At 47.4% G+C, this 20162-nt stretch carries 20 protein-coding genes; 14 read left to right on the forward strand and 6 right to left on the reverse strand.

Going from position 1 to position 20162, the window contains the following annotated elements; all coding sequences use genetic code 11:
• A partial coding sequence (locus GK108_RS31185; RefSeq protein WP_212592883.1) for a hypothetical protein occupies positions 1 to 230 on the forward strand: 230 nt, incomplete at its 5' end.
• A gap of 909 nt (positions 231 to 1139) precedes the next feature.
• Here GK108_RS31185 and GK108_RS25200 read toward each other — a convergent pair.
• A complete protein-coding gene (locus GK108_RS25200) occupies positions 1140 to 1517 on the reverse strand; it encodes a LytTR family DNA-binding domain-containing protein (protein ID WP_163954352.1) in 378 nt (125 codons plus the stop codon).
• Between the two features lie 553 nt (positions 1518 to 2070).
• Between GK108_RS25200 and GK108_RS25205 the strand changes: the two genes are divergently transcribed.
• The 5 genes from GK108_RS25205 to GK108_RS25225 all read left to right on the forward strand — a co-directional run bounded on the left by GK108_RS25205 (position 2071) and on the right by GK108_RS25225 (position 7072).
• Positions 2071 to 2757: a hypothetical protein gene (locus GK108_RS25205; protein WP_163954353.1), complete on the forward strand. Its 687-nt coding sequence runs from the start codon at positions 2071 to 2073 to the stop codon at positions 2755 to 2757.
• Between the two features lie 9 nt (positions 2758 to 2766).
• Positions 2767 to 4347, forward strand: coding sequence for a hypothetical protein (locus tag GK108_RS25210; RefSeq protein WP_163954354.1), 1581 nt, complete (start codon positions 2767 to 2769; stop codon positions 4345 to 4347).
• Positions 4348 to 4730: 383 nt separating this feature from the next.
• Complete coding sequence (locus tag GK108_RS25215; protein ID WP_163954355.1) at positions 4731 to 5993, forward strand: MFS transporter; 1263 nt, start codon at positions 4731 to 4733, stop codon at positions 5991 to 5993.
• Positions 5994 to 6101: 108 nt separating this feature from the next.
• The gene (locus GK108_RS25220) at positions 6102 to 6419 is read left to right on the forward strand and encodes a hypothetical protein (protein ID WP_163954356.1); all 318 of its coding nucleotides are present in this window, start codon (positions 6102 to 6104) and stop codon (positions 6417 to 6419) included.
• Positions 6386 to 7072 carry an ATP-binding cassette domain-containing protein gene (locus GK108_RS25225; protein WP_163954357.1) on the forward strand — a complete coding sequence of 229 codons (687 nt, stop codon included), beginning with the start codon at positions 6386 to 6388 and terminating at the stop codon, positions 7070 to 7072. The genes GK108_RS25220 and GK108_RS25225 overlap by 34 nt, the downstream gene beginning before the upstream one ends.
• Positions 7073 to 7083: 11 nt before the next feature.
• Here GK108_RS25225 and GK108_RS31350 read toward each other — a convergent pair whose 3' ends face one another.
• The 3 genes from GK108_RS31350 to GK108_RS25240 all read right to left on the reverse strand — a co-directional run bounded on the left by GK108_RS31350 (position 7084) and on the right by GK108_RS25240 (position 10542).
• A complete protein-coding gene (locus GK108_RS31350) occupies positions 7084 to 9387 on the reverse strand; it encodes a GDSL-type esterase/lipase family protein (RefSeq protein WP_163954358.1) in 2304 nt (767 codons plus the stop codon).
• A 162-nt stretch (positions 9388 to 9549) separates the two neighbouring features.
• On the reverse strand, positions 9550 to 9939 hold the full coding sequence (locus GK108_RS25235; protein ID WP_163954359.1) for a DoxX family protein: 390 nt from the start codon (positions 9937 to 9939) through the stop codon (positions 9550 to 9552).
• Positions 9940 to 10128: 189 nt separating this feature from the next.
• Positions 10129 to 10542, reverse strand: coding sequence for a nuclear transport factor 2 family protein (locus GK108_RS25240; protein ID WP_163954360.1), 414 nt, complete (start codon positions 10540 to 10542; stop codon positions 10129 to 10131).
• Positions 10543 to 10637: 95 nt separating this feature from the next.
• Here GK108_RS25240 and GK108_RS25245 point away from each other — a divergent pair, with 95 nt between their 5' ends.
• Together GK108_RS25245 and GK108_RS25250 are read left to right on the forward strand one after the other, a co-directional pair.
• On the forward strand, positions 10638 to 11450 hold the full coding sequence (locus GK108_RS25245; protein ID WP_163954361.1) for an AraC family transcriptional regulator: 813 nt from the start codon (positions 10638 to 10640) through the stop codon (positions 11448 to 11450).
• A 92-nt stretch (positions 11451 to 11542) separates the two neighbouring features.
• Positions 11543 to 11941: a hypothetical protein gene (locus tag GK108_RS25250; protein WP_163954362.1), complete on the forward strand. Its 399-nt coding sequence runs from the start codon at positions 11543 to 11545 to the stop codon at positions 11939 to 11941.
• Positions 11942 to 11950: 9 nt separating this feature from the next.
• Here GK108_RS25250 and GK108_RS25255 read toward each other — a convergent pair whose 3' ends face one another.
• Positions 11951 to 12562 (reverse strand): RNA polymerase sigma factor, encoded by a 612-nt coding sequence (locus GK108_RS25255; protein ID WP_163954363.1) that lies wholly within the window; start codon positions 12560 to 12562, stop codon positions 11951 to 11953.
• Between the two features lie 382 nt (positions 12563 to 12944).
• Here GK108_RS25255 and GK108_RS25260 point away from each other — a divergent pair, with 382 nt between their 5' ends.
• Together GK108_RS25260 and GK108_RS25265 are read left to right on the forward strand one after the other, a co-directional pair.
• On the forward strand, positions 12945 to 13979 hold the full coding sequence (locus tag GK108_RS25260) for a LacI family DNA-binding transcriptional regulator (protein WP_163954364.1): 1035 nt from the start codon (positions 12945 to 12947) through the stop codon (positions 13977 to 13979).
• Positions 13980 to 14039: 60 nt separating this feature from the next.
• Positions 14040 to 14651 (forward strand): trimeric intracellular cation channel family protein, encoded by a 612-nt coding sequence (locus GK108_RS25265; RefSeq protein WP_163954365.1) that lies wholly within the window; start codon positions 14040 to 14042, stop codon positions 14649 to 14651.
• A 24-nt stretch (positions 14652 to 14675) separates the two neighbouring features.
• On the opposite strand, the gene GK108_RS25270 is transcribed toward GK108_RS25265, so the two are convergent.
• A complete protein-coding gene (locus GK108_RS25270; protein ID WP_163954366.1) occupies positions 14676 to 15140 on the reverse strand; it encodes an Lrp/AsnC family transcriptional regulator in 465 nt (154 codons plus the stop codon).
• A gap of 211 nt (positions 15141 to 15351) precedes the next feature.
• Here GK108_RS25270 and GK108_RS25275 point away from each other — a divergent pair, with 211 nt between their 5' ends.
• From GK108_RS25275 to GK108_RS25290, 4 genes are all read left to right on the forward strand, one after another.
• Positions 15352 to 16314 carry an NAD-dependent epimerase/dehydratase family protein gene (locus tag GK108_RS25275; RefSeq protein ID WP_212592884.1) on the forward strand — a complete coding sequence of 321 codons (963 nt, stop codon included), beginning with the start codon at positions 15352 to 15354 and terminating at the stop codon, positions 16312 to 16314.
• Positions 16315 to 16318: 4 nt separating this feature from the next.
• Complete coding sequence (kbl, locus tag GK108_RS25280; RefSeq protein WP_163954368.1) at positions 16319 to 17527, forward strand: glycine C-acetyltransferase; 1209 nt, start codon at positions 16319 to 16321, stop codon at positions 17525 to 17527.
• Positions 17528 to 17708: 181 nt separating this feature from the next.
• Positions 17709 to 19367, forward strand: a complete 1659-nt coding sequence (locus GK108_RS25285; RefSeq protein ID WP_163954369.1) for a carboxylesterase/lipase family protein — start codon at positions 17709 to 17711, stop codon at positions 19365 to 19367.
• A gap of 183 nt (positions 19368 to 19550) precedes the next feature.
• Entirely contained in the window at positions 19551 to 20126 is a 576-nt protein-coding gene (locus GK108_RS25290; RefSeq protein ID WP_163954370.1) for a dihydrofolate reductase family protein, read from the forward strand.
• The last annotated feature ends 36 nt before the right edge of the window (positions 20127 to 20162 follow it).

Below are 20162 nucleotides of genomic sequence, written 5' to 3' on the forward strand. Positions count from 1 at the left end.
TTAAATATGGGGCGCACCATAGGCAATATCTTGGGCCAGCTGAGCCAGGCGCTTTATTGAAGGGGGATCGTTACGAAAAAATACACTATTCAACGATCGGTATTCCAGTTGAAGCACGCTTCATGATACCTTTCAAGTGGGTTGGGCTAGCTATAACAGCCTATGGAAACTTAAATGATGGGCACTCCTTTGGGGGACTAGCACTATGCGTTTACGCTGGAAAGCTTTAGATCTTAATTCTATAAAAGCCATTAATCCAAGTCGAAACCGCACTCTCTTTTACTCATATCGCCTACGCAAATCACTTAATATCTACGTAGCGTCGAACCACTTCATAGATAAACCGGCCCTGTTGTCCTCTTGATTATACTTAACAGAAATATGGCGAGGTAAATAGCTTGGCTTAGAGAATCAGCCAGTAGACGATTCATATCGTCAACACATGAACGGTTTAATATATACGACATACGTGGAAATTTCAGCCAGACTACGCGTATCGTTTCTGGTTTATGAGCAATGTTTTCAGGTAGTTTAATTATAATCTCAATGGCCTCATCAAAGCTCTATATAACTAAAGGCACACCTATTGCTCCAAAAGCGTGCTTATTATAACTAAATAACTGGTTTCTGCCTTTCCTGGTAACTCATAGCTGGGCTACTATTGATGTGAGAACAATTTTGTACAATTAGTACATATAGTCAGTTCTCATCTTTAACAAAATTTAAAAACTACCCGGCGGCCCAGATTATCAACGATTCACCTTTCATTCCCTACCAGAACGGCTGATTCCGGGAAATCAAAAAATTTGACATCCCTGAACATTATTTGATTTGTTATAATTGGTTTAGTTCTAAATGACGGAAAGCCATTTGTGGAGTCTTAAGTATAGCGGCACTGACCATTCGCCGATATACTGTCGTTTATGATGTCTTTATCGATCACCATTTTCTATATAGCTCCACTCCTTATCGTATTAGCGTATGGTATGTTAGCTCAAACACAGGACGAAATAATGCCAATAGCTGTTGGAATAGCTCTTTTACCCGTTCTCAACTTCCTGGCAGCCATGCGTTGTATCTACATAACGGTACGTGTAACAGTAGACTGGCTAGCTAAACTTTAGAAATCGGTTACCTGGCTAGTCCAGATCGGTAGCCATAATGTCGGTATACGAACAGGACCGAAACTGGATTAATCCTTTTATTTTGACACCCGACAATCCCCTTAATTGCCGAACAACAGGCGTTATCCGTCGACGACTGACTGGCAACCAGTGGCCCGCTACCAGCACATCGGCAGACCGATCATCATTACGCCTGATCTGAGTAATATAGGTGGGATTAACGGCTAAACTCTTGCTCAGACGAATAAAGCCAGTCAATGTGTCCACGCATTTCTTTAATGTTGTTGAATTTAGCTCAGGGCTGGCGTCGATCAGATACACGCGGGTGTAGTTGCCCCAACCCATTAAGTAGGTGATACGAGCCGTGTTACCAGGCATTTTACTGTACTTCATGTATATATTATATCAAATAGTGTAATTTTTGTTCACTATAAAGATAAATATTAAACTTAAAAAGCACTACATTAACAAAATAAGGCTGCCCACAATTAGGCCGCCTTATTTATATTCTTGAAAAGAAAAGTTGATATATATACGATAGGAGCACGTTGTTAGATTTAAGTGGCTTCCATAAATTTCTTTTCAGGATATATAATTCACTAGGAAGTCACAGATTCCAAAATGCTACGTAAGCCAGGCCCTTCCTATAATCACTACGCTAAAACGAAGTAGCCCGGCCATATGACCGGGCTACTTCAGGTAATACAAATTGCGTCTTTATTTGGACAATCGAACTTCCATAAGGTCACTTTTGCGCAATAACTTTTCAGAGCTTCCAATTCATTCTGCTGTTAGGTTCATCCAGGCCAACTTTCTTACTCCAGAAGCATAACCACCTTAGTACCGTGGCCAAACAAATTGCCATTTATTACCTTTTTATTATTTTTAAAAACATTATATATACGTTATAAATTAATAGTAAATATAATATTTGGAGATAATGCTTATGAAATCAACTTTTTTTCTGCTTCCTCTCCTGTTGTCACTGCTGGCTGGTAAAAGCCAATCGCAGAACGTTCCTTACAAACCAGGGGTTGCACTGGTTGCTCATGCCGGCACAGCCGGTTATGGCATTGGCATCAGTAAATCGCTTAGCCGTCAACTAGCGCTACGTGTCGGCATTAATCAATTCACCTACAAAGGAACTCTCACATCAGGAAAGGCCACGGATGAACTTCAGATTGGGTTTGATTATACAATCAGGCTGCTGTCTTTCAATGGTCTGATTGACTATTATCCGTTCAAACGAGCGGGGTTCCACCTCACAGCAGGTGCGTATGTTAACCAAAACGAAGTTACGTTTTTTGGCAAACCGACTAAAGATGTTCGATTTAACGATGTGGTGTTCACCATCGATCAGGTTGGTACGGTGAGTGGTAAGGCTAGTTTTGCGAAAGTGGCACCGTATGCCGGAATTGGCTGGGGGCATCCGTTTCTACGCAATCGATTTAAAGTCATGGCCGATGTGGGTTTCTTTTATCAGCAATCCCCCAGTATCACACTCACGACGACGGGCATGCTGGAACCATCCAGCGATCAGGCGCCTGTTATTGAAAATAACCTTAAACCCCTGAAATACTATCCGGTAATCAGCCTTGGGCTTGCTTATAACTTTCTCTCTACTTCTTTTTAGCCGACAGTCATGAACCGATTCAATATGCTACGTAGCACACTGACTATTGTTCTATTTATGTTGATAGGAGGATGTCAGGATATACGCGATATACAACAGCTCGACCCGCTGAAAAATGTGGTATTCAAAATCAATTATGAGCCATCTCCCACTACGTTACAGGGACTGATAGTTGACGCTAAAACCAATACGCCTTTAGCCGTTCCGGTAAAGATTACGCTGTTTGGGCCTGATGCCAATCGAGTCGTTACGTATGAAGGAGCAGCCGTAACCTCCTTCGAAAGTGCAAAAGCGGATTTGTTTCTGGGTCTAAAAGGCGAGGTTCCGTCTACCAGTAAACCAGCCGAACTTCGGATCGTTGCCACCGCACCGGGCTATATTAGTTCGAGTATATATCTGTTCATCGATAAAACGAAACCCGAACCGTTTTCACTACATATGGTCCGAAAGGCCGATCCGCCAGCCGGTGTCGTTCTGAAGCAGGAAACGGTTGAAACGGCTTCAACCGGAACGATCAGACAGACAAAAACCATCACGACTCCCACCAATGCGTCGATGACAGCTAGCGCTACGGTAACAATTTCAGCCAATACTATTCTGAAGGACGATAAAGGGCAGCCCGTTGCCGGACAACTAAGCGCCCAATTTGCTACGTATTCAAGCCAGACCGAAGCGTCATTACGTGCCTTTCCGGGTGGCTTTACAACCAGAGTCTTACGCGATAATCAAGGCAATGCCAGTGTGAAAGGGACGTTCTCCCCTATTGGCTATATTTCCCTTGAGCTGGCTACCGCCAATGGCCAAAAAGCAACCAGCCTAAGCCAGCCACTCACTGCTTCGGTACAAATTCCCAGCTTACTAAAAAATCCACAAACGGGTCAGCCACTGAAACAGGGCGATCAGATTCCCGTATTCAGCTATCAGGAAACGACCGGCGAATGGACTTTCGACCAGACTATCAGCTTAACCCAATCGGGTAGCGGTCTGCAGGCTTCTATCCCCATATCGAAAGCGTCGGGTTATACGCTGGCCTTCTGGACACCCGATGGCAGTTGCGCTACCGGCGGTCAATGGACGATTACGGGCAAACCAGAAGGAAAACCCATCCGGTGGGTCTTGTACAATGGAAATCAGCAGTACGTAGCCGATGGTACGTCATCCAATAACATCCTCTCTATCTCAAGACTATCGGCAGGTGCAGCCCGATTAGATTTGTTCGCACCCGATGGAAAAGTTATCGGCAGTTCAACGGTCAGCAATGCTTGCGGTAGTCATACGGTTACCGTTACGTATCCGCAAAATCTGATTGACCTGGATGTTACGGTTACGGCCTATTGTGAAAATCGAAACGACATTCAGGTTTCTCCGAGCGCCTGGGTACGCTATCGAAAAGTAGGAACAGAAAACTGGCAGCAGTCGTTTCTGACAGCCGGGCAAGGCAAATTACTGGGTTTAGAGCCCAACACGGATTATGAAGCGGGGGTCGACTACAATGGCTTTAACGCCGTTGTGATTAATTCCGGGCAGACGTCAGGGAACCAGGCTATAAAAATTCAACTTCCCAGTACGATTTCGGTTTGTCAGCAGTGATTTTTGCTCATCAAAAAAGCATACTCGGATTCCGGGTATGCTTTCGCGTTTTCTTAACCTAGTATATTAGTCCGCTCGAAACACAAAGCTGACAGAAGATCGTATCAACAAAATTCTTCCAGCTCCAATGAGTGAATGTGGCTTCCAACGCTATGCCGACCAACAATTATACCAATACCATATATTACTGATAATCAACAGATAGACACTAAGGAGTACACCACGCATGTACGATTGTGGACAGGTTATGTCCGTTTTAGTACAATCCGCCCTCGTTCTTCTTTACAAACACTACATTCAGTAGACCATCCCATAGGCTTTCCTTTAGTGATATGGCCGCCTTGGCCACAAAACAACCTGATCAATCAGAAGAATTTACGTTGATGGATAACACTCTAGCGAAAGCCCGTTGGTATCGGCTCCTGCCCATAGCGTTTATTACGTATAGCCTGGCCTATCTGGATAGAGCCAATTTTGGCTTTGGCGCGGCCAGTGGCATGGCTACTGATTTAAAAATCACCCCGGCCATGTCGTCACTGCTGGGTTCGTTGTTCTTCCTGGGCTATTTTTTCTTTCAGGTACCGGGTGCGGTCTACGCGGAAAAGCGGAGTGCCAAGAAGCTTATTTTCTGGTCGCTTATTCTTTGGGGCGGTTTGGCTATGGCAACGGGGATTATCAGTAACGTGAGTTTATTGATTGTGATCCGGTTTACGCTGGGGGTTGTCGAAAGTGCTGTGATGCCCGCCATGCTACTTTTTTTGAGCCGCTGGTTCACCAAGGCCGAGCGTTCACAGGCTAATACGTTCCTGATTCTGGGCAATCCGGCCACTATTTTATGGATGTCGATTCTGTCGGGCTATTTGATTCAGTCGGTGGGCTGGCGCTGGATGTTTATTCTGGAAGGATTCCCGGCGGTACTTTGGGCGTTCTTCTGGTGGCGGCTCGTAGACGACAAGCCCGACGATGCTACGTGGTTGAGCACCTCAGAAAAAAACGCGCTGGAAGCGCAGCTTCAGCAAGAACAACAAGGTATCAAACCCGTAAAAAACTACGCAGAAGCCTTCAAATCGAAAATTGTTATTCTGCTAAGTCTCCAGTATGCCCTCTGGAGCATTGGGGTTTATGGCTTTGTAATGTGGCTGCCCTCCATTATCAACGCAGCGCCAAACATGAACATTGTCAAAACAGGCTGGCTGTCGTCAGTGCCTTACGTGCTGGCCATAATCGGTATGCTGACGGCTTCCTATTTTTCAGATAAAACACTGAATCGCAAAGCCTTTGTGTGGCCATTTCTGTTTATTGGCGCCATTGCGTTTTACGGCTCTTACCTGATTGGCGCCGATAATTTCTGGCTGTCGTTTGTTTTGCTGATTATTGCCGGAGGAGCTATGTATGCCCCCTACGGCCCATTTTTCGCCATCATTCCCGATATTTTACCCAGAAACGTAGTGGGCGGTGCTATGGCCCTTATCAACAGTTTTGGCGCACTCGGTTCGTTCATTGGCTCCTACATTGTAGGCTATTTAAACGGAACAACCGGCGGATTTGGCGCTTCGTATATCTTCATGGCTGGCTCTCTTTTGCTATCTGCCATCATTACGTTAATTGCGCTGAAGAAACGTGAGCCGAGCCCTGTGCTCGTGTAAGTAGTCGAGCTTCACGTCGCGACTGCGGATCAGCGCGTTAAAGCTTCTTAAATTCTCCGCGTCAGCGCATAAGATGTCTATCTTTCCGGAAAGAATGGACAAGATGTTATGCAGCTGCGGGCTTTACTGATTTTATACAGGCAACTGTATCCCTTTACCGTTGCTACTACGCTGTGCATGTGGCTGATGGCTGGGTATCCTACCTTCAGTTCGCCCGATTTTCTGTCGTTTAGTACATATTTCTTCTGGCTAAGAAGCGTTGCGCAACTGTTGATCTGGCTGGTCTTCCGGCTGAGCAATCGCCAGGGTTTTGCTTTTTACCATCATTTTGGCCTTTCCGAAATCGAGCTGGCCGTCGGATCGTATGTTATTGACCTTATCCTGTTCACGACATGGCTTTGTCTGGTAAGCCTCCTACCCCTGTAAAGCGCCTGGAAGCGGATAGTATCTGGCTGGAATATGGCGGGCGAAACGTATTGCAGAACATTTACATCAAGGTGGAAGTAGGCCAAATTACTGGCCTATTCGGGCGAAATGGTTGTGGTAAATCTTCTCTTCTACAAGTGATTTATGGCACTCGATCCGCACAGAACAGTTCTGTTCGGCTGGATGGTCACTACGTAGAACGAGTGTACCGCCATAGACATAAACTCGCTTATTTACCTCAGCACCAGTTTGTGCCGACGCAGTTGCGGGTTGCAGAAGCATTCGACTTATACAAGTCCTCGTTGGCGTACGCCCATGTGCTCTTTCCTGAATTGAGCGATCTTTTAGTTTATCGTTTCAACCAGTTATCGGGCGGGCAGCAACGTTTATTGGAAACGATTATGGTCGTAACCAGCCCCGCTCCCTTTGTCCTATTAGACGAACCTTTTTCCAACGTAATGCCGCTTCATGTTGAATCGCTATCTTCTCTGCTTATCGTGTCCAGAGCCAGCAAAGGTATTTTGTTGACCGACCATTATTACCACGACGTATTGGCGATCAGCGACACTACGTATCTGTTGACCAACAACGGACGTAGTATTCTCCTGCGGCACCCCGAACAGGAATTGAGAGATTACGGCTATTTAACGTAGCACGAGTCTGACTACTGTTTACCGTATACCGCCGTAAGGATAAAATCGACAATGGGTTGTGGGTTAGGTAAACTATGCGGATGGTGGCCGACTCCCGGTTTGTGAATAACCTGAATGTAGCCGCCGGCCGCTTTTACTTTCTGTTCAAACGGAGCGGTATTTTCATCTACCGGAACAACCTCATCGGCATCCCCTACTACGTGCAACATCGGGTATCGGCCTTTGACGATCTCAGGAATTTTGTCTAACGGATTGTTCCGAAAGTCCCTCGTCTGTTCGTCAGTAGTGTATCCATAGTCCTTTTTAACGATTTCCCAATCGGCGGTACTGCCTTTGCTTTTACCGTTGCCTCCGGGCCAGCTTCGCAAATCCAGTACCGGCGCATCGGCATACACGCAAGCAACCTTGTCGGGGTTTCGGGCAGCCCAGTTATAGGCATACACGCCCCCCCGGCTCATTCCTTCCAGCACGACTTTTTTTCCTAGCCCTGCTGTGTGTAGATACTCGTAAAACTTGTTCCAGAGCGTCACTGCTTCGTCGTTCCCAAACAGTTCGGAAGCATCGCAATACACCACATGAAAGCCTCTGTCCAGCAAAGCAATGTCGGTTTGCGGTTCATGGCCCCAGAACCTTGCCCGCCAAATCCAGGGTTTTCCTTCGGCCACGACACGAGGCTTTACTAGTTTAGCGTTACGTCCCTCAAACGTAAAATCCGCACAGTCGTATCCGTAAAACGACGATACCGTAAACGGTTGACGAATATGCTTAAACAGGTTGAAATCAGCGATCGTTTTATGGGCGATGGTCTCATAAACCCGTTGAGCGATCAGGGAAGCACCTTGCTGATTGGGATGAAGCTGATCGGGATACAGCGAGTCCCGCTGTAACGTTATAGAATGAAGATCAATGAGTTCTAGTTTTTCGTCGTAGGCTACCTGCCGGATGCGTGGCAGAATCTGCTGTACAATGGCCGCATCCGTTTGCCGGGTCGTATCAGTCAGATAAGAGGCAACGGGCAGCAAGAGGATGATGCGGGGATGCGACGGCAATTCTCTGAACGATCGAATCAGTGCTTTGTAATCCGCCACAAAATGGTCGGCAATATCGGTTCGATACGGCAACCGGCTATCGTTGGTACCGAGTTTTATCGTCACAATATCGGGCCGACTGTTCAGGGCTTCTTTATAGGTAGGCGTCGATACGTAGGCATTGGCCGTTCCCTTCATCAATGTCTTACCACTCACCCCAAAATTGCTGACTTCATAATCGTAACCCAGCAAGCGTTGAAGCTGAGCCGGATAGGCTTCGACAGCGGGATTCTCTAAACGCGCACCCTGCGTGATACTATTGCCAATGCACGAGATGCGAATGCGTCTGGGCGCTGTTCCCGACAACGTTGCCCGAATTCGCTTTTCAATCTGTTCATCAATACGTTGTGCTTCTGCCAACGGCAAGCCTTTGGCCATACCCGGACGCTTGTGACCGGTATCGCGCAGCCAGGCATCTTTCATAATGGCCTGTCGCTGACTCACCAAGCCTGCTATTTCTTCGGCTTTATTATTGCCCGCTAAAGCGCCCAGTACGTTTGACGCACTGGCTACATCCTCCCCCAGATACTGTAAAATTGCTTTCGCCATCAACCAATGCCCAGACGAACCAGGATGAACGCCATCGTTGGCCAATTTGAACGAACGATCCGTTTGCCGCTTCTCTTCCAGAAATCGGGTCATCGGGAAGTGACTATCCGCTACCTCCCAGTGTAATGAATCGCGCTGAGCAAGGAGCCATTCGGAATACTTGTCGAGCGTGAGGTTATACCCGTTAACCCCCAACTCTTTGTCATCGTGAACCGGTGGCGTCAGAAAAATGATTCGTTTGACACCCGCTTTTTGCAGTTTGTTGTGCAGCCATTTCATTCCCTCCCGATAGGGCTTAAAACGCTCTTCCGAAAGAGGCATATAGATGCCATCATTCATGCCATAGCAGGCAAAAACTACATCCGGTCTGGTTTTCGCCAGCACTCGATCCAAACGCTCATGCAGATCAGGCCGAGGAAATTTGCCATCTGCATGATTGGGCTCGCTTAGGCCAGACACCGTTTCACTGGGAAGTCCTACGTTGATAAACTCATAGTGTTGCTTCGGATAACGTGCTGTCAGGTAGGATTCTACATCGGCGACATACATTCCTGCATACGTAATGCTGTTGCCCAGAAATAGGATTCGTTTTGCGCCTTTTGGAAATGGACTGGCGCTTGTTAGCGTAGCAACGAATACGCAGAACAAGAGGTAGTATAGAATGGCGGCTTTTTTCATCAATCGGCGCGCAGATGCACGTAGCGTATGGGATCAATCTTTTTGCAGAAAGATAAAAACCACGTATTCATAATGATCATTCTACACTTCATCGGTAAAACATAAAAGCCAGAACACTGCTGGCTCTGGCTTTTATAGCAAGTTGTGTAACTGATTGTCTCTTTACACATTATCAGTACTTTTCAAAGCCCAGTACACGAGTGCTGGCTGAAAAAATAGACGCACGAGTCGCTTGGTATCGGTATCCAGCCCAAACGCGCTCCGTTTGTTGACGTACTGCGAAATATTACCAGGAAAAATAGCCGTAAAAAAAGTGGCCGCCACTTTTCCTACCAGCTCCTGATTCTTGTCGTTGGCCAGCAACAAACTCCCTCCCAGCGCCATTTCAGCAATACCGGAATAGACAACCGTATCGTCTTTTTCCAGCGGTACCCAATCAGGCACCTGTGCTCTAAAATCTTTCCGGGCGAAAGTTAGATGGCTTAATCCGGCCAGAAACAGGGTTCCTCCCAACGTCATTCTGGCTATCTTTTTTGCAGTTTTCTCGTTCATGATCAGTTTATCGGCTGCCCACATCTCCATTTGTCAGCGACGGGTATTTCGATAGTCTATTAGATAACTGCATTATGCTTTCAGGGTTTTATTGACCATAGCCTACCTGACTGAACTTTTTGACTCACGCTTTATTGTACGGCAGACGAATACGAACCAAAAAGGTTTTTTATTGGCCTATATAGCTAATTATAGCTTGCTTTCAGCCCCATAAACCTTGTTAAAAAAGGTGTCAACTTTATGCTGGTCTTCAGGGAAATTATAAACCTCGACAATTTGTCCTTCGCTTATTTTCCACAGCAGACAGGACATCGAATTCAGGGGATCGATACCTTCGAGCGAACTCCAGTTTTGATGGCAGTCAATTACATACTGATCATTAACGCCCATAATTATCGGGCTTGCCTGAAAAGCAGCCTTGCCTAATTGCTTAAAGTAAGCCAACACCTCTTTAACACCCGTTTTTATACCACTTAATGGATGATTACCTGGAATGTGCCACTGGATAGTCGGTGAAAAAATTGATTCGACAGCAGAAAGATCATTGGCGGCATAGGCCTGAAAAAAGCGATTAATCAATTCTATATTAGGATGTGATTCCATGGATACTAAAGTCTCTGATTAGTTGTCTGGCAAAGCTAGTTGCTTTTAACTTTGAGAAATTATGCAAAAAAGACTAGTTTTTGTTAGTATCGGCCATGTATAGCCAACCCGTAAGTTGCTCCTCAATTATTGCGCAAACGACGCGTCCGTTTGTCAGTTTTCATCAACAACTTGGCTGTTTTCATTCGGATTGGCACCAGCACAAGTGGGGGCAATTTATTTATGCTGAAAAAGGGTGTATTCACATCAATAGCCGCGAAAAACACATCTTGATTCCGGGCTGGTATGGCGTGTGGGTTCCTGCCAATACTGAACATCAAATCTGGTCCAATCATTCTCAGCTGAGTATCCGATCCGTTTGCTTTCCGGTAACCGACAATGTTGCGTCGCTGCACCAATCGATTGTCGTATTTCCAATATCCAGCCTACTACGAGAAATGATTCATTACACCGAAAAGTGGAGCCACGGACCGAATAATGATGGCCAGGCACTCACATTTTTGCGGGCCTTTCAGGACTTGCTACCCGAAGCGATTGAAAAGTCAATAGTAACCCAACTTCCTTCTACCAACCATCAAAAGCTGCTGCCAGTTATTACGTATATTCACGCCCATTTAGCCCAGCCGATTAGCTTTATGTGGTTAGCCAGCGAGTTCGGCTTTTCGGCACGTACGCTGAGTAGACTTTTTACCCAGCAATTAGGTACATCATTTTCTAGTTATTGCAAAATAGCCCGCATTATGCGCGCACTGGAGTTGATCGAGATAGGTTGTGACAACGTATCGCAGTTGGCCGCTGCTGTTGGCTACGAAAGCCTGGCTACGTTCAGTAATAACTTTTTAGAAATTTGTGGTCATCGGCCTTTACAGTTTATTCGTAGTAAGCGAACGAAGTGGCTTACCAGGTAATAGAAAACAAGCAGTCCTGGTTAGCGACCTGAATCCTATAAATCGTTCAAGCTGTATCTTAGCACAACCAGATTTTAATCCAGAGTATTCTTATGAAACGTTTTAGCCTGTTCCTGACCCTGCTCGTTGGTCTCACTACGTTCACGTTTGCCCAGCAAAAATCCGTGGAGGACGAAAAATTTGTGTTCCTCAATAATGGTGCAACCATTGGCATGATCACAAAATCAGTATTGAAAGCCGATAAACAACGGCTTAAACTAACCGATCAGCAGCTACCTAAAGCCCGCCAGGTTATTCTGGATGCTGTTGTCAAGTACAACGATGGCGTAAAAAAGCTGAAATCGACGGGCATGAATCAGAAGAAACTACGCACTCTGGCTGTTGGTATTGAAGATGATAAAGTACGTGCCTATAAATCAATTCTTACGCCCGACCAATACAATACGCTGGTTACGCAGCACAAAAAGGTATACCCCGAGAGTAAAGTATAGCGACCGAAACTACAGCCTGGATTGGCTCCCCGAAAACACATGAGCAGGCAGTTGACTCCGCAATTGGGTTATAGCCCGATACAGGAAATTAGCAACTGTCTGCTTTTCAATAGCCATAGCCCGCGCAATATCGTCGTTCGACAAGCCTTCGTAAAACTTAAGCACAACGACTTCCTGCTGCCGTTTAGGCAGCAGCCCAACAGCCTGCCTGATCGTATAGTTCGCTTCCCTGATTGTTTCGCCAGCAATCCATTCCACTTCGGCTGTTATACCATCCGTAAAGCCGATTTCCAGTTCAAATGTTTCTTCCTCAGCCAACCGCCAAGTCTGCTCCCGACGTAATTTTCGTAACAAATTATACCGTAGCGCTTTCACCAGATAGATCGTTACGTAGGGAGTTTCGGCAATTGTTTTCCGGCGATGCCATAACTCCAGGAACAAATCCTGAACGCAATCCTTAATCAGATGCCTATCTCTGGTAAAATGGCTCCCATAGTTAAATAGTAGCCAATACCGCGCTTTGGTCAGTTGGTTAAAAGCCTCTCTGTCTCCAGTTTTGAAACGGCTCCAGAGTTGCGCCATCAACACTTCATCTTTAGGGATTGGCATTACCTTTCTCATTCTTCTAATTATGATTAATCTCTATGATGCAGAACCGACACAATACCAACTAACAGGTTCTACATAAAGTACAATTTCCTATAGTATGCTATTTAGCTAGCTAATTGCCAGATAAGCCATGCCTATTTAGCATAGACTTACTATTTTACACTAATCTAGTGGCGTAATACAAAAAGAAGAGAGAATATAGCGTGGCTAATGACTTTTTTTCTGCAAGCGTTACCGCAAACGTTTGCGGTAACGCTTGCAGAAAAACAAAGAATCTTAAAAAGATTAAATTCTTTTCGTCAATATTTGCCTTATGATTTATCGGATGTTCTTCAGCGATTTATCCGGGTAAAGCCCTTTCTTACAATAATTACATTTAGCTTCTTCGGCGGTTATGAAAAACTCACCGGTCACCATAAAAGACATTGCGCGATCACTCAACATTTCCATTTCGACCGTGTCGCGGGCTTTACGGGGTATGCCCGAAATTCATATCGACACCCGTAACGCCGTTATGCGTCTGGCCGAAGAACTAGATTATCAACCTAATCAGCTAGCCAAAAACCTGGCCAAGAGCCGGACACGTACTATTGGCGTTATCCTCCCGAATCTGAGTTACTACTATTTCTCAGCGATGCTCAACAGCATTGAGGAGTCGGCCTTACAGGCAGGCTACAGCGTATTGGTTTGCCAGACGAATGAATCCTATCTGCGGGAGATCACCAATATTCAGAACCTGATGCGTAGCCAGGTAGAAGGTTTTATTATTTCCCTCTCCCGCGACACCGACAAGTACGAACACGTAGAACGTCTGGCCCGCAAAAATATCCCTCTGGTTCTGTTTGACCGCTACGCGGACGGCATTGATGCCTCCAAAGTAATTGTTGATAATCAGGCGGCAGCGTGTAAGGCAACCGAGCATTTGATTGAGAACGGATGCCAGCGAATTGGCTTTCTGGCGGGCCCTCCTCAACTACTGCTCAGCAATCAGCGGGTAATGGGCTACCGCGAAGCGCTGGCTAAACACGGTTTACCGATCAATGATCAGTACGTGGTTCACTGCGACTACACTCAGGAAAACACGATTATGCAAACGCTGACCCTAATGAGCCATCCACAACCACCCGATGGTGTGGTGATGATCAGCGACCGGGTCGCCTATCCGGCTATGTATGCCATGAGTCAGAAAGGACTGCGTATTCCCGACGACGTAGCCGTTGTCAGCTTTAACAATGAACCGGTCTCGGCCTTTTTTTCGCCAGCCCTAAGCAGCATTAGCCAGCCTATTCAGGAAATGGGTACCGAAACCGTTCGGCTACTTCTTAAACAACTCGATGCTACCGAAGACAGTCCAGCCAGCCGGGAAACCAGAATAATGGACACTCAACTGATTATTCGGGCATCGTCACTACGTTCGGCTGTTCGTTAGTTCGCACTTGTCAGGTACTTTTGTGAACGATTTAGTGATTGCCTTTCTCCGATCTTGTCAATGACCATCTGGTATCTGACCGATTTAATCGGCATATCCGTTTTTGCCATTTCGGGCGCTCTCTCCGCCCTGAGCAAAAAAATGTACCACGATCTGTTAGGTATATTTTTCATTAGTTTCCTGACAGCCATTGGCGGAGGTACGCTACGTGACATAATCATGAATGCCCATCCGATCGTCTGGATACGTGACCCTAATTACCTGATTGTCATTAGCCTTGGAACAATCCTTGCCATTGTGTGCCGTAAGTGGTGGTTTGGTAAATTACGTCGCCCGCTGCTTCTTTTCGACACGCTCGGCGTTGGCATTTACACCATTCTGGGTATGCAGAAAGCGCTCAGTGCGGGTGTCAATACGTGGGCAGCCATGCTGCTGGGCGTCGTTTCTGCTCTGTTCGGTGGTGTTATTCGCGATACGCTGGTCAATGATCTCCCCATCATTTTCGACCGCCAGCTCTACGTAACACCCTGCCTGACAGGCGCTACACTCTATTTACTAGGCCGTTCTCTTCCTATTGACCCTACCCTCAATTTTGTTCTTGCCGCCGGTGTCATTACGTTGTTTCGGCTGGCTGCCATTCGTAACAACTGGGCACTTCCCAGCATTAAGTAGGAACCGTCTACTCTATTTTTCCACTCAGGGAATAAAATAGCCCAGATTATGCTTGATTTCTTTGAGTACAAACGTACTGTTTAACACGCCGATGTTCTCGATTTGAGAGAGTTTGTTTTTTACAAAATCGTGGTATTCGGGCAGACTACCGACGTGAATTTTGAGCAGAAAATCGACCTGACCGGCCATATGATAGCACTCCTGCACTTCTTCCAGTTTCTGCACTTCTTCTTCAAACTTGTCAATAAAGGCTTTGTCGTGGTAGCGCATCGACACCTGGCAGAACGTAGTGATCGGCTGTCCTAACAAGCTTTTATCCAGAACCGCTACGTATTGCTTGATAAAACCCAGCCCTTCCAGCCGTTTGATACGCTCGTAAACCGGCGATAGCGTAAGCCCCAAATGAGCTGCCAATTCCTTTGTCGTTAGCTTCGCATCCCGCTGTACTAGTCTTAATAATTTCTTGTCAATGTCGTCCAGTGCTTCCATACCGAAAATTTTCCTACAAAATCATTTTACTATAATCCTATTCAGCAATTATAACGGTTAATTAAAAAATTGAAAGGAATTTTCACTGATTTTAATCGTATTCTATCTATTTATTAACGGCAAATATACCTTTGTACCGTAATTCAATTACACTTCATCAACATAAAAGTTCGCTTGTAATACCCGTTTCCGCAGTTTCAATTTATTGGCTATGAAACGAGAAAGCATTTTAGTAATCGGGGCAAATGGGCAGATTGGTACTGCCCTCCTCCCTCTTCTTCGGACGCAGTTTGGCCAAAGCCATGTCATTGCAACCGACCTCCGCCAACCACAGTCTGACCAGGGCCTTTTCGAACTACTCGACGCGACCAAACCCGACGCCTTAACTGACGTTGTTCGCCGTTATCGCATCACCCAGATATATCATCTGGCAGCCGTGTTGTCGGCTAAAGGCGAAAGTGATCCAATCTGGGCCTGGAACCTGAACATGCAGACGGTGCTCAACGTACTGGAAGTAGCCCGGCTCCACAAGGTTAAAAAAGTATTCATTCCAAGTTCGATTGCGGCTTTCGGCGAACATGCTCCTAAATACGACACGCCACAAATGGCGTTTCTGGACCCGGCCACGGTTTATGGGATCAGCAAAGTGGCGACCGAAAACTGGTCGATGTACTATCATAAACGCTACGGGCTCGATGTTCGCTCGCTACGGTATCCAGGCGTAATTAGCTATCAGTCGATGCCCGGTGGCGGTACCACCGACTATGCGGTGTCCATTTACCACGAAGCCGTTCAGGGGCACAATTTTGAGTGTTTTCTGTCGGCCGATACGTTGCTGCCCATGATTTACATGGACGATGCGTTACGGGCTACGCTGGAACTGATGGATGCGCCCGAAGCCAACATTTCGGTACGTACCTCCTACAATCTGGCAGGCATGAGCTTTACGCCCGCCGAACTGACGAAAGCGATCCAGGTTCACTTTCCGGATTTTGTGACGGAGTATAAACCAGATTTTCGGCAGGCAATCGCCGATTCGTGGCCTAAAACCATCGACGATTCGGTGGCTCAACAAGACTGGGGCTGGAAACCCGCTTTCGATCTGCCCCGCATGACCCAGGAAATGATTACCAATCTGACTCCGGTTTACCAACCGCTTGTCTCAACCCTTTAATATTATGTACGGAACGATCAAAGAACAACTTCAGCAGGAGCTGGACGGTATCAAAGAAGCCGGTCTGTATAAATCCGAACGGATTATTGTATCGCCCCAGTCGTCGGTAATTGCCATTCATGGCGGGCGCGAAGTGCTGAATTTCTGCGCCAATAACTACCTCGGCCTATCGTCGCACCCCGACGTAGTGGCGGCTGCGCATGATACGTTAGATACGCACGGTTTCGGCATGTCGTCGGTGCGGTTTATCTGCGGTACGCAGGATATTCATAAAGAATTGGAACGCCGAACCGCCGAGTTCGTTGGTGCCGAAGACTGTATTCTGTACGCAGCTGCTTTCGATGCCAATGGTGGTGTTTTCGAGCCAATTCTGGGCGAGCAGGATGCGATCATTTCCGATGAACTGAACCACGCATCGATCATTGATGGCATTCGTTTGTGCAAAGCCAAGCGGTTTCGCTATAAGCACAACGATATGGCCGATCTGGAAGCCCAACTAAAAGCCGCTTCCGGTTCGCGCCGGATTCTGATTGTGACGGATGGTGCTTTCTCGATGGATGGCACAATTGCTCAACTCGACAAAATCTGCGATCTGGCCGATCAATACGGAGCCATGACAATGGTTGACGAATGTCATGCCAGTGGCTTTATCGGTAAAACTGGCCGTGGTACGCCCGAATACCGGAACGTACTGGGACGTATCGACATCATTACGGGTACGTACGGGAAAGCACTCGGTGGCGCATCGGGTGGTTTTACGGCGGCTCGTAAGGAAATTGTCGACATGCTACGTCAGCGGTCTCGTCCGTATTTGTTTTCCAATACGTTAGCTCCGGCTATTGTGGGTGCTTCGTTGAAAGTGCTTGATATTTTAGAGAGTTCAACGGCGTTGCGCGATAAGCTGGAATCGAACACGAAATACTTCCGCGAAGCCATGACCGCTGCCGGTTTTGATATTCTACCGGGCGAACATCCGATTGTGCCCATCATGCTGTACGATGCCCCGCTGGCGCAAAAATTTGCCGCCCGACTGCTGGAAGAAGGTATCTACGTGATTGGCTTCTTTTACCCAGTTGTTCCAAACGGAAAAGCCCGGATTCGGGTACAGATTTCGGCAGGTCATGAACCAGAGCACCTGGAAAAAGCCGTCGCGGCTTTCACAAAAGTTGGCCAGGAACTGGGCGTTGTTCCGGCGGCAGAATTAGCGAAATAATTACCTTCCAACTATATGTAATGCGTCGATGACCTCGGTTGTCGGCGCATTTCTTTTTCAGGAATTTTCCCGGCTCCCTCCTCTGTCAAGTATAAAGTGTCTAGTCGTTTCTTTTTCACTACGTTATCTCATTTTGCCTCAGAATGGAACACGTACCTCTTAAACTCCTAAAGAACCAACGATGAAGGCTTCAAGACGTAATTTTTTGCAATCGCTGGGCGTTGGCGTTGCTGGTCTGGGCGTTTCGGCTCCCTCTATCGCTTCTGCCGCAACTCCGCCTAAACAAACCAAGCCTTCGGGCGACGACCAGGTGCTGTTTGTGGGCGATACTATCGCCGTTGCCAATACGGAATATGGCAAAGTCCGTGGATTTATTCTGCGCGGTATTCATCAGTTTCTCGGTGTTCCGTATGGGGCCGACACGTCGGGTAAAAACCGGTTTATGCCTCCTCAGAAACCAGCGTCCTGGACCGATATTCGTCCGGCGCTCTGGTGGGGCAATTCGGCTCCTCAGATTATGGAGAAACGGTACGCCAATCCGTATGCGTCGTTTGTCGATCACTGGAATTACGATGACGTATCGGAAGACTGCCTGAAGATAAACGTCTGGACACCAGCTCTCGACTCGCAGAAACGACCGGTAGTTGTGTGGCTACACGGTGGTGGCTTTGTGAACGGAAACGGTATTGAGCAAGATGGTTATCATGGTGAAAACCTGTCTCGACTGGGTAATCTGGTTTTCTGTTCGCTGAATCACCGGCTGGGTGCACTAGGCTATACCAACCTGAAAGCCGCTGGCGGCCATGCGGCCTCGGGTAATGTCGGGAATCTGGATATGGTGGCAGCGCTCGAATGGGTTAAAACCAACATTGCCAATTTTGGTGGCGACCCAAACAACGTAACCATTATCGGTCAGTCGGGCGGTGGTGCCAAAGTCACTACGTTGATGAACATGCCATCGGCCAAAGGACTGTTCCACAAGGCCGTAGCGTTGAGTGGAAGTTCGCTGGCGGGCGTCAATAAAGAATATTCAGAAAAACTGGGGATGAAAGTCCTGGAAGAAGCGGGCCTGAAAGCCGGCGCAATCGAGAAACTTCAGCAGATTCCCTGGCGCGAATACATCGACATTGCCAATCGGGCGACCGAAAAAATGACCGACGAAGCCAAACGGCTCAATCTACAGCGTGGCGGTTTTAGTCCTGTAGGCGATGGAACATATATGACCGAAGGCGCTTTCTTCCGCGATCCGAACCATTTTTCGGCCGGTATTCCGCTCATGCTCTGCACGACGTTTCACGAAATGAATCCCAACCGAACGGATGCTACGTTGGAAACCGTTTCGCTGGCCGATGTGAAGGAGAAAATCAAACCGCGCTTTGGCGACAAATCGGGCGATATAGTCGATGCCTATGCCAAAAACTTCCCCAAAGCCCGCCCAATTGAGCTTTGGGCCCTGATTGTGTCGAACCGTAAGAACGCCGTTGCTGCCGCCGATGCCAAGGCGGCCCAGCAAAAAGCACCCGTCTACGTAGCGTGGTTTGGCTGGCAGCCCCCGCTTTTTGATGGACGGATGCGGGCGTTCCACTGCGACGACATTTGTTTCTGGTTCTACAATACAGACCTGATGCTTACGCATACGGGTGGTGGTAAACGGCCCCGTGCGCTGTCGGAAAAGATGGCGAACTCGTTTATCAATTTCTGCAAAACCGGCAATCCAAACGGTGGCGGTCTGCCCAACTGGAAGCCCTACACGACCCAGAACGGAGAAACCATGATTCTGGACGATGCGCCAGCCCTTACCAATGATCCCGACCGCGAAGCCCGGAAAGCACTGGCCTAATAGGTTCTAATAGAGCAAAGCCGCTCATCGCTCGTCCACACCTGTATGGCAGATGAGCAGTGAGCGGCTTTGTTTTGGTATATTGCCAATAGTCCAAAACACCCGCATATTGTCGCGATTGCCCCTCATTTACCTACCCCGTCCGGTGTAACTTTGTACAAACAGTAAGCAACGAGCAATACAATGAGAACGATCAGAATTTTGGCACATGTCACTCTGGACGGTGTCATTCAGCACGAAAACAGCGAGGACTTTGTGTATGGCGACTGGAGTATTCCCTACCGGAGCCATGAGGGACTATCGGCTGTCATAGAAGCCCAGGGCAGCTCTTTCGATCTGTTACTTGGCCGACGTACCTACGATGCCTGGTCCGACTACTGGCCGAAAGCGGGAAATATGCCCATAGCCAATAGTCTGAATGCTGCCACCAAATACGTAGTAACCCATCGGCCGAACAACCTTGAATGGGGCCCGGTCAGCGACTTGGGTACGGATAGTATAGAAGGCATTCGCGCTCTGAAGACATCGGACGGCCCCGACCTGATTGTCTGGGGAAGTTCCACACTGACGTCGGTACTGCTTGAGCAAGGATTGGCCGATGAAGTTGTGCTACTGGTTTACCCCGTTTTGTTAGGCCGGGGCAAACGTTTTTTTTCGGACAGCGCCAACCCCAGCGAACTCGCTCTGGTCAGCACGAAGGTTACCCCTACGGGCGTTCTCATCAATACGTATCAGTACATTGGCTCACTGCGAGCCTAAAACTTGCAGGTAAGTCAACCTAATCCCAAACTAGCA

Source organism: Spirosoma terrae, assembly GCF_010435915.1.
GTDB classification, from domain to species: Bacteria; Bacteroidota; Bacteroidia; order Cytophagales; family Spirosomataceae; genus Spirosoma; species Spirosoma terrae.